The organism is Planococcus sp. 1R117A, assembly GCF_051417975.1.
GTDB classification, from domain to species: domain Bacteria; phylum Bacillota; class Bacilli; order Bacillales_A; family Planococcaceae; genus Planococcus; species Planococcus shenhongbingii.
In genome coordinates, this window is record NZ_JBPRLO010000002.1 from 726,639 (window position 1) to 741,086 (window position 14,448).

The following is a 14,448-nucleotide window of genomic DNA, read 5'->3' on the forward strand; positions in this document are numbered from 1 at the left end:
TCCTATCATTTCGTATCGTACCAAGTATCTCCGAATGCAAAATCCGCTTTTAGCGGCACATTCAGTTCTACAGTGTTTTCCATAATCTGTGGCACCAGAACCTTCAATTTTTCAAGCTCTTCAGGAGGCGCCTCGAATATCAATTCATCGTGTACTTGAAGCAGCATGCGTGTCTGCAAGCCTTCGCGTTCGAGTGCTTCTGCCATGTCAATCATCGCCTTTTTGATAATATCGGCGGCACTTCCCTGTATCGGCGTGTTCATCGCAGTACGCTCTGCAAAGCTGCGCAAATTAAAGTTGGAACTATTGATATCTGTCAAATAACGGCGCCGGTTCATGAGCGTCGTAACAAACCCATTTTTCTTCGCTGATTGGATGCTGGAGTCCATATAGTTTTTAACTCCTGGGAAACTCTTTAGATAAGTATCGATAAATTCCGCTGCTGCTTTCCGGGTAATGTTCAAGCTCTGTGATAAACCATAATCGCTGATGCCATAAACAATGCCGAAGTTAACAGCTTTCGCGGCACGGCGCATATCCGACGTCACTTGCTCAATCGGCACATGGAAAACATCGCTTGCCGTCTTCGTATGGATATCCATATCATGCTTAAAGGCATCAATCAGGCTCTCGTCTTTCGACATGTCCGCTAAGACACGCAATTCGATCTGTGAGTAATCCGCTGCGACCATCAGCCAGCCTGGTTCCGACGGCACAAATGCTTTACGGATTTTCCGCCCTTCTTCCAGGCGCACCGGAATGTTCTGCAGATTCGGATTGATGGAGCTAAGGCGCCCGGTAGTCGTCAATGCTTGCTGGAAACGGGTGTGCACTTTACCGTCTTCATGGATTTCCTTCAATAAACCTTCTATATAAGTAGACAGGATTTTGCCGAGCTGGCGGTATATCAGAATCTGCGAAATGATTTCATGCTGCCCTTCCAGTTTTTCGAGCACATCTGCCGCTGTTGAATAACCGGTCTTTGTTTTCTTTAAAGCAGGCAAACCCAGTTTCTCAAACAATATTACTCCCAATTGTTTTGGAGAATTGATGTTAAACTTCTCGCCGGCAATCCAATAGATGTTCTTTTCAATTTCAGCTAATTTCAGGCTCAGTTCTTCTCCCATAGCTGTAAGTTGCTCTTTGTCCACTTTGACTCCCAGTGATTCCATCGCCCCTAATATTGTTGCAAGCGGCAATTCCAAATTATAGTACAATTCGAATTGCTCGTTTTCCTGGAGTTTTTTCAGCACGAGTGGGCGGACTTCCCAAATGGTGCGCGCTTTTCTGGCAATGTGTTCATTCAAAATCGAATCTTCCGGAACGGCTTTTTTAGCTCCTTTGCCGTAAATCTGTTCGTTCTGGGCAACATCCGTATAGCCATATTCCTGTACGATATTCGCCATATCTGTATATGTCAGTGACGGGTTCACAATATAAGCGCCTAGCATCAAATCAAAATCGACACCGTCGACTTCAATGCCGCAGCGATAGAAAGCCGCTGTCGCTGCTTTCGAATCCGACATGTATTTTTTCTTGGTATCGTCACGGAACCATGTTTTGAAAGTTTCGGAATTCTTGATCACGTCCATCGGAACGACATAGGTCTTCGTTGCTGTAGCCAGCGAAACTCCGAGCAAGTCGCAAGTATGGTATTGCTCGTCGTATAACTCCAAGTGAACTGCCATTTCATCTTCCAAAATAGCCGCATCTATTTCCTGCAGCACTTCGAATTCCAGCTCTTCTTTAACAGTTTCTTCGGCTGTATATTCCATCTTTTCCAATAAGGATTTAAATGCCAGCTCATTCCAGACTTTGATCAATTCATCATGGTCCGGTCCAGAATACACAAGTTCATCAATTTTAATATCAATCGGTGCATTGCGTTCAATCGTTGCCAGTTTTTTGCTGATCAAAGCAAGTTCTTCGTTTTCAACCAGCTTTTCCTTCAATTTGCCTTTTTGCTGTTCAATTGCTTCATATACCCCTTCAACTGAACCATGGGCTGCCAGCAACTTAAGCGCTGTCTTTTCCCCGACTCCCGGCACTCCCGGAATATTATCGGAAGCATCACCCATTAAGCCTTTCATATCGATGATTTGCTCAGGTGTTAAGCCATACTTTTCCTGAATGTGGTCAACCGTGTATTTTTCAATATCGGTGATTCCTTTACGGGTAATGTAGACCGTCGTTGAAGGAGAAGCAAGCTGCGTTAAATCTTTATCTCCGGAAATGACAATCACTTCATCACCAGCTTGTTCCGCTTCCAAACTCAACGTACCGATAATGTCATCCGCTTCATAGTTCGGCAATTCGTAACGCTTAATCCGGTAGGCATCAATCAATTTCCGCAAATAAGGGAATTGCTCCGATAACTCGGGAGGTGTTTTTTGGCGCCCGCCTTTATATTCACTGAACGTCTCATGCCGGAAAGTTGTTTTCCCGGCATCGAATGCCACAACTATATGCGTCGGTTTTTCTTCCTCCAATATTTTTTGGAGCATCATTGTAAAGCCGTATACCGCGTTCGTATGGACTCCATGTTCGTTTGTTAATAGCGGCAAGGCAAAAAATGCACGATACGCCAAACTATTTCCATCCAATAAAAGTATTTTCTTCGCCACAATATTACCCCTTTCAATAGGAAAAGCGCAGACGTCCGTTTAGCTCCGACAGACTTAAAGTCTCGAGACCGTTGATACCGGCGTCTAAAACACATACGCTTACTTCCAAAATCTTAGAGCTTATTTTATAAATGCAGATAAGCCTTCATTCCTTATATTTTACCACGCAGGCAAATAGAAAAGAAATGAAGGCTCAGGCTAATTCCAAATTCACTTACAGAATTTAGGGATATTTAAAATCTAAAGCATCATATGATTGAATGTTATCTCTCTTCTACAACGTTTCACATGCTCACTATAAAAAGCCGACTCGCTTTCCCGCAGGCAAGATACTGACCGTCGCCTGCGAGGCCAAGTCTTTGCGACAAAACAGCGCAGCGATGCAGATACCATGCAGAAATATAAGTCTTTGCCTTACCCAAAGCGGCATTTAAAAGGATTATTTATTTATTCAACTTATATAGCAACTCATTTTTAGCCAAAAAGAAAAAGAGCCCCGGGGAGGGCTCCTTTCCCTTCATGCGGTTGAAGGGGGTTCTATTAAACCTTAACATCCGAATATGAAGCTAGTGTTAATATTCTGTAAATATCTCACCATTGGTTGTTTTTATATTTCTTATAATAATTGACTTGGCGGGCGAATAAATACAATTTACGTTTAAAATGTGTATCTTTCTTATAAAACAACGGGTTGACGTATTTGCCTTTTTTTAATAAATGATTGATGTCCCGCTGTACCGCTTTATTGTCGACAAATTTACGCAGCACAATTTTCGGCACAACTGTAAATAAAAATTCTTCATTTAAATACGTGACCGGTTTTTCTACTCCATAAATCAAGTCATCGACAAGAGAAGAAGCCATATTATGGCCTAAAGCAGTCACGTAATAACTGGAGCGCCCTTGGCGGATGTTCACTTCAAAAACTTTGAATTTGCCATCCCGTTCATCGTATTTCAAATCAAAGTTGGCAAAGCCGGTGTACCCGACCGCTTCCAGGAAATGCTGCAGCTTGACCATCATGTCTTTATTGAAACGCGTGATCAATGCAGTGTAATTCCCGATGGCTGTAACCGTGTGCTCCTGCAATACCACCTGAGCGAATGTCACCAATTGCGTTTTTCCTTTTGAACTTGCATAGATGACGGAATCCCACATATATGTATCGTCTCCAGGAATAAAATCCTGGATAATCAATTCATCTTGGTATCCGCTGGCAATAATCGTTTGGATCACTTCTTGAAGTTCTCTCGGGTTCTCAACTTTATAAACTTTCTGCTGGCCATCGAATTTGTTCTGATTATATTCAATGCCATTGCTCGGTTTAATAATGACAGGATACATCATTTGCTCATCAAACGGCTGCTTGGAACGGCAATCGTAGAAAAATGTAGTTGGCGTATCGATGCCATATTCCTTGCACAATCTATAAAAACTCGACTTCATCTGCAACTGGTTCATCAAATCTTCTGTAATGTAATTGAAAACAAAATGCTCTTTTAATGTCGCTGCATTTTCAATGATTAAACGAACGTATAAATCATTGGTGCCAACCAGCAGCAAGGTTTTTCCTGGTGTTCTATACTTGTGTGCGATTTCACAAAGGATTTCTGAAAACTGTGCAGGATCTGCCAATCCTGAGCGAAGTTCAATATTCGTTGTTATGGTGCTCATCGCTGTAAAAGACAAAGGCTCTTTTCCTATTAGAACGGGGTTAATATTATATGCTTCATGAAATGAAATTGCCATATTGTAAGCGTTCATATCTGTTCCTACAATAATCGGCAAAAAAGGTAAATTGTCCATACGTTCCTCCTAAAATTAACTGGCTAAAGGCAAATGAATGGTAAAAGTGGTTCCCACTCCTACTTCACTTTCTACTTCCACATTTCCATGATGGGCCTCTATTAAATGTTTTACTATTGATAATCCCAGACCGGTGCCGCCTGAATTTCGGCTTCGCGCACGGTCGACCCGGTAAAAACGTTCAAATAGCCGGCCGATTTCAGACGCTTCAATGCCAATTCCCTGATCTTCAACTTCTATAACGGCTTCGCCGTCTTGCTGGTAAAGGCGTACAGTAATGGCTGTCTGGGAAGTTGAATACGTAATGGCATTGACCAGCAAATTCATCATCACTTGAACAAGGCGGTTAGGGTCCCCTTGTACAATAACTGGTTCAAGCTGAAGTTTCAACTGAATATTTTTTTCTTCAAGCTTTCTTTCGATCATCTCCCCAACCCGTTCAATGAGGTTTTTCATATCGGTAGGGACTGCATCTACTCGGAAGCCGGCTCGCTCGACTTTCGATAACTCAAGCAAATCTTTAATGAGCATTTCCAGCCGGTTACTTTCCTTTTCGATGATTTCTAAAAATGAAAATGCCGTTGCTGGATCTTTGTAAGCCCCCTCCAGGAGCGTCTCTGTGAATCCTTTAATGGAAGTGACTGGCGTTCTAAGTTCATGGGAGACGTTTGCTACAAAATCTTTCCGGATTTGTTCAAGCCGTTTCAATTCAGTTATATCATGGGAAACAATGACAATCCCCAGCCATTGTTCATGTTCACCAAGAACCGGTGCCCCGTAAACATCAATATGTTTGGTATGGATGCCTTGCTTGAATTCAAGCTGGTTCCGGGCCGCAGTTTCTGTCATAAACACTTGTTCAATAAAACGCTCCAATTCATAGGGAATCCGGATTTCTTTATAAAATTTTCCATCAATATCTTCAGCCGCCAACTGAAACTCCTGCATAAAGGACCGGTTTACGAGTGTTATGCCGCCTTGCCGGTCAATCATAATTAAAGCGCTGCCCATATTCTCAATCAAGGTTTTAAGGCGTTCTTGCTCCATTTCACGAATGGCGGTAATCTCCTGCAAGTTTCGCGCTAAAATATTGATTGTGGAGCTTAATTCCACCGTTCCGACATTGCTGTATTCAAATGCCCGTGCACGGTAATTTCCTTTTGCCAGTTCCAAGGCTGTTTGTGTGACATTTTCAACCGGCAATGCCTGCACTTGTATGATGCGATAGCCGATAATTGCTGAAAAAACCATCGCCACCACAAATACAAAAAACAGCATTAGCCAAACCTCCGCTGTATTGTGGGTTTCCGCATATATTGGAAAAAGCTGGCCAATTACGATCAAAAGGCCAGCTAACAGCACACCGATCCAAATTAGAATTGTCGTCAGCAATCGATGCCTAAATGATTTCATCCTGCTTTCGGCTCCTCGAATTTATAACCTAGCCCTCTTATCGTTTTAATGAAGACCGGTTTTCGGCTGTTTTCTTCTATTTTTTCTCTCAAGTGGCTGATATGTACATCTACTATGCGAGTATCGCCAGCAAAATCGTATTTCCACACAGCGCTAAGCAGCTGATCCCGTGTCAAAACACGATTTTTATTTTCCATCAAATACACAAGAAGTTCAAATTCTTTCGGAGTAAATTCAATTTGCTCTTCATTCAAATAAACTTCAAATTGTTCAGGAAACACTTTTAAACCACCGAATGCTAGTGCAGCTGATGGATTGCCGGACTGTGCAGCAGACTGATCTGCACGTCTAAGGACCGCTTTGACACGCGCCACTACTTCACGCGGGCTAAACGGTTTCGTCATATAGTCGTCTGCCCCTAATTCAAGGCCTAATACTTTATCAAACTCATCATCTTTTGCTGTCAGCATGATGATGGGTGTATTGACTTTTTGTTGCCGCAAAGATTTACATACTTCGACTCCATCCATTGAAGGCAGCATTAAATCAAGCAGAATCAGCGCTGGATTTTCATTCATCGCCAATTCAAACCCTTCTCTTCCGTCGTTGGCAACAATGGTTTCATAACCTGCCTGGACCAGATTATACGATAACAACGTAGCAATCGAGTGTTCATCTTCAATGATTAATATTTTCTTCAGCATTTAACATCCTCCACATTCAGTTTGAAACCCCCATTTCAAACCGCTTTAGAAATTATCCATCGCTTGAGTGGTCAGCTGGTTGATGATTTGCGGCGGATTGACCAAAACGGTGCCTTCCACTACAAGATTTCCTTCTTCATTGGTTGCTTCGATGCGAATGGTGACTTCGTTGTCTTTCACATCCACATCAGTAACTTCCAGCAAAAACTCAATTGTTGAGTAATGAAAAACAGGCTGCTTGAATTTCAAGCGTTGTTCATTAATGTAAGACCCAGGGCCAGGCAAATATTTGGAAATGGCAGAAGTGATAATGCCGGTCAACATAATATTAGGCACAACAGGCTTTTCAAAAACGGTTTGTGAAGCGAAGTCGTGCTGAATATACAGCGGGTTTCCGTCATTTGTCAAACCCAGATAAAGCAGAAGATCTTTGTCTTCAATTTTCTCTGTCAGCTTCAACTTTTCACCGACATTCATAGCTTCGACTTTCCGGCCTAGTTTACGCTTCTTTCCAAGCAACAATAAGTTTCCCTCCTAAATCTTGATACTCTTATAGTATCAAGTAATGTCATAAAAGTGCAAGCACCCGCTCAATTGCATTAAGTGCTAAAAAGCTTTGCTGCAACAGTAGTTTAGCCTTTTGCGATTAGTCGCGCTGAAACTGCCCGCAATAAAAATGCAAGTGCATGGAAACCCATCATGGCACTGTACCTGAAAACAAAAAATCGAGCAGAATTACTCCTGCTCGATTGTCCTGTCATTAAGTTAGCACTTTCATAACGGCTTTAACAGATTCGGCTGATTTATCCAATAATGCTTTCTCTTCGCCATTCAAATCAATCTCGATAATTTTTTCAATTCCACCGGCTCCAAGAATCGTCGGAACACCCAGATAAATGCCTTCCATGCCGTATTCACCTTCCAAATAGGCAATAGCTGGCAATATACGGCGCTGGTCTTTAACAATGGCTTCTGCCATTTCCACCAATGAAGCGGCTGGTGCGTAATAAGCTGAGCCCGTGCCTAGCAAGTTGACGATTTCCGCTCCGCCTTTACGCGTGCGGGCAACAATTTCTTCCAGACGTTCTTTTGGCAGAAGGGTTTCTAAAGGAATACCGCCTGCATAAGAATAACGCACCAAAGGCACCATCTCGTCTCCATGTCCACCCAGAACAAATCCAGTGACATCTTTCACCGAAACATTCAGCTCCTCCGCCACAAATGTACGGAAGCGCGCAGAATCCAGGACACCTGACTGGCCGATGACGCGCTCTTTCGGCAAGCCGGATTCCTGGAATACAGTATAAGTCATGGCATCAACCGGATTGGTCAAAACGATGATTGTGGTGTTTGGTGAATGTTTTACAATTTCAGCAGTAACAGATTTCATGATTTTCTGGTTGGTTTGGACAAGGTCATCACGGCTCATTCCAGGTTTTCTGGCGATGCCCGCTGTAATGATGACCAAGTCAGATTCTTTTGTATCCTCATAATCGGCAGTTCCTAAAATACGGGCATCGAATCCCTGGACAGGGCCTGCTTCCGCCATATCAAGTGCCTTGCCTTTAGCCGGATTCTCCATTTGTGGGATATCGACCAGCACCACATCGCCAAGTTCTTTTTGAGCCACTAAGAATGCAGCGGTCGCGCCAGTAAAACCCGAACCGATCACAGAAATCTTTTTACGTTTGAATGTCATAAAAACTCTCCTTTGGATTCGATTTTGAATAAGAAAAGCGGAAGCGTCTGTCAAGCCCCGACAAGCGCTGGAGGACTTGAAAGCCATGGATTCAAGACTGAAGCGACCTCGAGGGGCTAGGCGCTGGAGTATAGACACTGAAAAAATAAGCTGAATAGTTAAAATTTTAATCTATATGAAAAAAAAGAGGGGTTGCCCCCTCTCCTATCTTACAAGTTTTTAATTAATTCGTCAGCGAACTCAGAGCATTTCACTTCTTTAGCGCCGTCCATTAGACGTGCAAAGTCGTAAGTCACAACTTTAGAAGCAATTGTTTTCTCCATTGAATTCGTGATCAATTTAGCAGCTTCGCCCCATCCAAGGTGTTCAAGCATTAATACGCCTGAAAGAATAACAGAAGAAGGGTTTACTTTATCTTGGCCAGCGTATTTAGGTGCTGTACCATGAGTTGCTTCAAAAATTGCATGTCCAGTATCGTAGTTGATGTTCGCACCAGGTGCGATACCAATTCCGCCTACTTGAGCAGCCAAAGCATCAGAGATGTAATCTCCGTTCAAGTTCATTGTTGCAACAACATCGAACTCGCTTGGGCGTGTAAGGATTTGCTGAAGGAAGATATCAGCGATTGAATCTTTAACAAGAATTTTTCCTGAAGCAAGAGCTTCTTCCTGTGCTTTGTTTGCAGCATCAGTTCCTTGCTCGTCTTTAATCGCATCGTATTGGTTCCAAGTAAATACTTTATCGCCGAATTCTTGTTCAGCCACTTCGTAGCCCCAGTTTTTGAAAGCTCCTTCAGTGAACTTCATGATGTTCCCTTTGTGGACCAAAGTCAATGACTCGCGGCCTTCAGAAATTGCGTAGTTGATCGCAGAGCGCACAAGGCGTTTTGTTCCTTCTTCTGAGATCGGCTTGATGCCGATGCCTGATGATTCAGGGAAACGGATGTTTTTAACGCCCATTTCGTCAGTAAGGAAAGCAATCAATTTTTTCACTTCGTCAGAACCGTTTGCATATTCGATGCCTGCATAGATATCTTCAGTGTTTTCACGGAAAATCACCATGTCAGTGTCTTCTGGGCGTTTAACCGGTGAAGGTACGCCTTCGAAGTAACGGACAGGACGCAAGCAAGTGTAAAGGTCAAGCTCTTGGCGAAGTGCTACGTTCAATGAACGGATACCGCCGCCGATTGGAGTAGTAAGAGGCCCTTTGATAGCGATCAAGTATTCGTTGATAACATCAAGAGTTTCCTGTGGAAGCCATTCTCCTGTTTCGTCGAATGCTTTTTGCCCTGCAAGAACTTCTTTCCAAACGATTGCTTTTTCACCGTTATAAGCTTTGTTGACAGCTTCTTCAAGAACGCGTGATGCCGCATTCCAGATATCAGGACCAGTTCCGTCACCGATAATGAAAGGAATTACTGCTTGGTTTGGGACGTTTAATACGCCATTTTCAACTGAGATTTTTTCACCGTTAGTCATTTGTAATAGCCTCCTGTGTCAAATCCATAGGGCTGCACAATGTGCGAGCCCTATGGTGTTTATTTGGTTGGTAGGTGCGCAGCGCTAATTCCTAGAGGTTCAGAGCCTTCAGGGACTGAACAGGCGCTTCCACTTTTCTACTTATCTTTCTTCAATTGATACGTATGTTTGCATACCAGGCCCGATGTATTCAGCGCGTGGGCGGATTAAACGGTTGTCTGCATATTGCTCAAGAATGTGCGCCAACCAGCCGGATGTGCGTGAAACAGCGAAGATCGGCGTAAACAAATCATGTTCGATGTTTAAAGAATGGTAAACAGAAGCAGAATAGAAATCCACGTTTGGCGGAAGATTTTTTTGCCCTGTCACTATTTCTTCAATGCGTATCGACATTTCGTACCATTTTTCTTCGTTGCGGATTTTCGTTAATTTTTGGGACATTTCGCGCAAGTGTTTTGCACGCGGATCGCCTTTGCGGTAAACGCGGTGTCCAAAGCCCATGATTTTTTCTTTGTTCGCCAATTTTTCGTTGATGAAAGTATCAACGTTATCGACAGAACCGATTTCAGTTAGCATTTTCATAACCTGTTCGTTTGCTCCACCGTGCAATGGGCCTTTTAATGCGCCGATTGCCGCAGTTACGCCTGAATAAACATCAGACAATGTAGCTACTGCAACGCGAGCAGTAAATGTTGATGCGTTCAATTCGTGGTCTGCATGAAGCACTAATGCTTTGTTAAATGCTTCCACTTCGATATCTTCCGGCATAGTGCCTGAAAGCATATAAAGGAAGTTTGCAGCATAGCTTAAATCGCTCTTAGGTGCGACTGGTTCTTCACCTTTACGGATACGGCCAAAAGCAGTAACAAGTGTAGAAATTTTCGCTTGGATGCGAATCGCTTTACGGTAATTCGCTTCAGTGCTCATATCTTCTGCTTCTTCATCAAACAGTCCAAGCATTGAAACTGCTGTGCGAAGAGCCGCCATTGGGTGAACTTTAGTAATTGGGTATGTTTTAAAATGATCCAGCACTTCCTGCGGCACTGACATATCATCCGCTAATTGCTGTTTTAATTCTGCTAGCTCATCTGCTTTTGGCAAACGCTGATGCCAAAGAAGATAAATTACTTCTTCAAAACTAGCATTGTCTGCCAAATCATCGATATCGTAGCCAACGTATGTAAGTGTGTCATCAATAATGGAACTGATGGCTGACTGAGTTGCTACTACGCCTTCTAAACCTTTTGCCGATGTCATATTAATCGCTCCTTCTCCAGTATAATTCACCATTCCAAAAAAAAAGCCCGAATGATGGGTTTTCTTGCTTTTGTGAATCTGAATCAAATCCCTTACCTAGCCATTATAATCAATTTGGAAGGCTTTGTGAATGAAAACGCTTGTTTTTATAAATTTTTCCTAAAAAGAGATAAAAACACTCGGGATTACCGGACGATAACCCGAGTGTTTTTCATGTTTTTCTGAATCAGTTTATATACCAGCGGTTTATATGCCTTTTGTGTAGGTTTAAACAACATGGTCAAACCTATCGCATCTGAAATAAAACCTGGAGTCAGCAATAAGACGCCTCCAACTAAAACAAAGGCGGCGTTCATCAAATGATCACCAGGAGGCTGGAACCGGCTGAAGCTCTCCTGAATATCCCGGATTGCCTTCAAACCTTGCTTTTTCGCCAAATAAGCACCGAGCAACCCGGTTCCAAGAATAATGGCCAGTGTTACAAAAAAGCCGATTTTTCCTCCAGCCCAGATAAGCAGGGCCAATTCAAGAGTCGGAACAAGAATCAGGGCTAAAAATAGCCATTTCATAGTTCAACAAGACCTCCTAATATGATGTTACAAAACACTAGCGTGACCGTGGTAGATAATGCCAGTTTCAGCATCAATTGTAATATCGTAGTTATTTTGGATAAACGACGTCGCATTTGTCACGCCGACAATTACCGGAATGCCAAGGCTTAAGCCCACTACAGCTGCATGGCTTGTCAAGCCACCTTCTTCTGTGATGATCCCAGCGCAATTCTGGATAGCTGGCATCATGTCCCGGTCAGTGCCGATTGTCACGATGATTTTGCCTTCCGTATCAATACCGGCAGCTTCTTCGGCACTTCTGATAACGAGCGTGTTTCCGTACGCAACTGATTTGCCAATTCCTTGGCCTTTGGCAATACTGTCGCCAATTATATGGACTTTCATAAGGTTGGTTGTTCCTGCTTGTCCGACTGGAACGCCTGCAGTAATGACTACTAAATCACCATGTTTTACATAATGATGCTTCAAGCTTTCATCAACTGCATTTTCAAGCAATTCATCCGTAGATTCCACTTTCGTTCCAACAATCGGCTGGACTCCCCAGACCAGCGTCAAATTTCTCGATGGAATATCAGAAGAAGTAACTGCAATAATCATGGCGCCTGGACGATATTTGGAAATCATTCTTGCTGTATGTCCGCTTTCAGTAGGTGCAATAATCGCTTTCACTTTCAAATTCAAAGCCGTATAAGCGACAGCTTGGCCAATTGCTTCTGTCATATTCGACTCTTTTTCTTTTCTGCGCGTCGATACAATTTGCTTATAATTCAAGGCATCTTCAGTGGTCATCGCAATGCGGTGCATCGTTTCGACCGACTCTACTGGGTAAAGACCGGCTGCCGTTTCTCCAGACAACATGATGGCATCCGTGCCATCAAAGATCGCATTGGCAACGTCGCTTGCTTCAGCGCGAGTCGGGCGTGGATTGCGCTGCATAGAGTCCAGCATTTGGGTAGCGGTAATAACCGGTTTGCCGGCACTATTGCATTTTTCAATTAAAGATTTTTGGACAATAGGCACTACTTCCGCTGGTATTTCTACCCCTAAATCACCGCGCGCTACCATTAAACCATCTGAAACCATGAGGATGTCGTCAATATTGTCGACGCCTTCCTGGTTCTCGATTTTCGGAATGATGTGGATGTGGGAGCCATTATTATTCTCCAGCAATTCACGGATTTCCATAACGTCAGAAGATCTTCTGACAAAAGAAGCGGCGATAAAGTCAACACCCTGTTCAATGCCAAATAGAATATCCTGTGCATCTTTTTCTGTGATGCCTGGCAATTGCACTGAAACGCCTGGCACGTTCACGCCTTTTTTGCTCTTCAACGTTCCTGCATTTTCAACGGTTGTGTGAATTAAGCCATTCTCTTTATCAATGCCGGTGACACGCAATTCAATCAAACCATCGTCGAGTAAAATGATAGAACCTTCACTTACATCTTCAATCAAATGGTCATAAGTAATTGAAAACTTTTCATTTGTTCCCAATACTTCAGTCATTGAAATCGCAATCGATTGCCCAGTAGCCAATTCAATACCATTATTCTCCATATTATGTGTCCGAATTTCAGGGCCTTTTGTATCCAGAAGAATCCCGATAATCTTACCGGTTTTTTCAGACGCTTCGCGGATGCGCTGAATGCGCGCTGCATGCTCTTCATGGTTGCCGTGCGAAAAATTCAACCGGGCAACGTTCATGCCGGCTTCGATTAAAGACTCTAAAAGTTCTGGTGTTTCACTTGCTGGTCCAATAGTACAGACGATTTTTGTTTTTCTCAATATACTCACTCCATTTGGCATTTTAAATTGATAGTTCTTTAGACAAGGTGTATAAACTCATGTCTGTGTCATGCTTCTCAGTAAACGCTTTGGTCATATCATAGTCTACCACTTGATGATTTCTCATGCCAATAGCTCGGCCGCCTAATCCTTCAAGCAACACTTCTACTGCACGTGCCCCGAAGAGGCTTCCAAGTACCCGGTCACGCGCAGTTGGTGATCCACCACGTTGAATATGGCCAAGCACAGAAACGCGTGTTTCTATTTTTGCCCGTTCTTCAATTAGGGCGGCCAGTTCGTTGCCGTTCATGACCCCTTCAGCAACAATAATGATGCTGTGCTTCTTGCCGCGCTTTCTCCCTTTTTCCAGCCGTTCAATCATATCATCCAGGTCAAACGTATCTTCCGGAATCAAAATGGTTTCTGCTCCGCCTGCCAGCCCAGCCCAAAGCGCCAAGTCTCCAGCATCACGGCCCATCACTTCTATAATAAATGTGCGCTCATGGCTTGTGGCCGTATCACGGATTTTATCAATCGCTTCAATAACGGTATTCAAAGCCGTATCAAAACCGATTGTATAGTCTGTTCCTGGGATGTCATTGTCGATTGTCCCCGGAACTCCAACACAAGGAAACCCCCTTTTGGTCAAAGCCATTGCTCCTCGGTATGAACCGTCTCCTCCGATGACTACCAGGCCGTCTAAGCCGTTCTGTTTCATTTGTTCAATTGCTTTTTCCTGTCCGGCTTCCGTTTTGAATTCCTCACATCTGGCAGAAAACAATTTCGTTCCGCCTCGCTGGATAATATCACCGACATCGCCGGCTTCCATGTTTTTAATTCTGCCTTCGATCAATCCTTGATAACCAGAATACACACCGGATACTTCAACTCCGTGAAAAATCCCTTTTCGCACAACTGCCCGAATAGCCGCATTCATGCCTGGGGAATCTCCACCGCTTGTTAATACTCCGATTCGTTTCATAACTATCGCCTCCTGCAATTCCATTTACTCTTTTCACCTTACCATGTGGATTCCCACCTGTCAGTCTTGAAAACATGATTCTTCCATTAAGATTTTGTAATGGCAGAAGCGAACAAAAAAAGAAACCG

11 protein-coding genes are annotated in these 14,448 nt (G+C 43.3%); all 11 read right to left on the minus strand.

Features of this window, described 5'->3' with window-relative positions; genetic code table 11:
- Positions 1–5 precede the first annotated feature (5 nt).
- A complete protein-coding gene (gene polA / locus ACSFXN_RS09045) occupies positions 6–2,627 on the minus strand; it encodes a DNA polymerase I (protein WP_437149918.1) in 2,622 nt (873 codons plus the stop codon).
- Positions 2,628–3,215: 588 nt separating this feature from the next.
- Complete coding sequence (locus ACSFXN_RS09050; RefSeq protein ID WP_437149781.1) at positions 3,216–4,430, minus strand: carboxylate--amine ligase; 1,215 nt, start codon at positions 4,428–4,430, stop codon at positions 3,216–3,218.
- Between the two features lie 15 nt (positions 4,431–4,445).
- On the minus strand, positions 4,446–5,843 hold the full coding sequence (gene pnpS, locus ACSFXN_RS09055; RefSeq protein WP_437149782.1) for a two-component system histidine kinase PnpS: 1,398 nt from the start codon (positions 5,841–5,843) through the stop codon (positions 4,446–4,448).
- Positions 5,840–6,547 (minus strand): response regulator transcription factor, encoded by a 708-nt coding sequence (locus tag ACSFXN_RS09060; protein ID WP_437149783.1) that lies wholly within the window; start codon positions 6,545–6,547, stop codon positions 5,840–5,842. Before ACSFXN_RS09060 ends, pnpS begins: the two co-directional genes overlap by 4 nt.
- Before the next feature lie 45 nt (positions 6,548–6,592).
- A complete protein-coding gene (locus ACSFXN_RS09065) occupies positions 6,593–7,069 on the minus strand; it encodes a MaoC/PaaZ C-terminal domain-containing protein (RefSeq protein WP_300992298.1) in 477 nt (158 codons plus the stop codon).
- Between the two features lie 238 nt (positions 7,070–7,307).
- A complete protein-coding gene (gene mdh, locus ACSFXN_RS09070; protein WP_437149784.1) occupies positions 7,308–8,246 on the minus strand; it encodes a malate dehydrogenase in 939 nt (312 codons plus the stop codon).
- Positions 8,247–8,455: 209 nt separating this feature from the next.
- Positions 8,456–9,724 carry an NADP-dependent isocitrate dehydrogenase gene (icd, locus tag ACSFXN_RS09075; RefSeq protein WP_437149785.1) on the minus strand — a complete coding sequence of 423 codons (1,269 nt, stop codon included), beginning with the start codon at positions 9,722–9,724 and terminating at the stop codon, positions 8,456–8,458.
- Between the two features lie 141 nt (positions 9,725–9,865).
- The gene (gene citZ / locus ACSFXN_RS09080) at positions 9,866–10,981 is read right to left on the minus strand and encodes a citrate synthase (RefSeq protein WP_437149786.1); all 1,116 of its coding nucleotides are present in this window, start codon (positions 10,979–10,981) and stop codon (positions 9,866–9,868) included.
- A 185-nt stretch (positions 10,982–11,166) separates the two neighbouring features.
- Positions 11,167–11,550 carry an FxsA family protein gene (locus ACSFXN_RS09085; protein ID WP_437149787.1) on the minus strand — a complete coding sequence of 128 codons (384 nt, stop codon included), beginning with the start codon at positions 11,548–11,550 and terminating at the stop codon, positions 11,167–11,169.
- 27 nt (positions 11,551–11,577) lie between these two features.
- A complete protein-coding gene (gene pyk / locus ACSFXN_RS09090; RefSeq protein WP_437149788.1) occupies positions 11,578–13,338 on the minus strand; it encodes a pyruvate kinase in 1,761 nt (586 codons plus the stop codon).
- Positions 13,339–13,360: 22 nt separating this feature from the next.
- On the minus strand, positions 13,361–14,320 hold the full coding sequence (pfkA, locus tag ACSFXN_RS09095; RefSeq protein ID WP_437149789.1) for a 6-phosphofructokinase: 960 nt from the start codon (positions 14,318–14,320) through the stop codon (positions 13,361–13,363).
- Positions 14,321–14,448 lie beyond the last annotated feature (128 nt).

Excerpts from the sequence above, each read along its gene's own strand:
- ACSFXN_RS09050 (WP_437149781.1), bottom strand. The coding sequence starts at position 4,430 with ATGGACAATTTACCTTTTTTGCCGATTATTGTAGGAACAGATATGAAC.
- pnpS (WP_437149782.1), bottom strand. The coding sequence starts at position 5,843 with ATGAAATCATTTAGGCATCGATTGCTGACGACAATTCTAATTTGGATC.
- ACSFXN_RS09060 (WP_437149783.1), bottom strand. The coding sequence starts at position 6,547 with ATGCTGAAGAAAATATTAATCATTGAAGATGAACACTCGATTGCTACG.
- mdh (WP_437149784.1), bottom strand. The coding sequence starts at position 8,246 with ATGACATTCAAACGTAAAAAGATTTCTGTGATCGGTTCGGGTTTTACT.
- icd (WP_437149785.1), bottom strand. The coding sequence starts at position 9,724 with ATGACTAACGGTGAAAAAATCTCAGTTGAAAATGGCGTATTAAACGTC.
- citZ (WP_437149786.1), bottom strand. The coding sequence starts at position 10,981 with ATGACATCGGCAAAAGGTTTAGAAGGCGTAGTAGCAACTCAGTCAGCC.
- ACSFXN_RS09085 (WP_437149787.1), bottom strand. The coding sequence starts at position 11,550 with ATGAAATGGCTATTTTTAGCCCTGATTCTTGTTCCGACTCTTGAATTG.
- pfkA (WP_437149789.1), bottom strand. The coding sequence starts at position 14,320 with ATGAAACGAATCGGAGTATTAACAAGCGGTGGAGATTCCCCAGGCATG.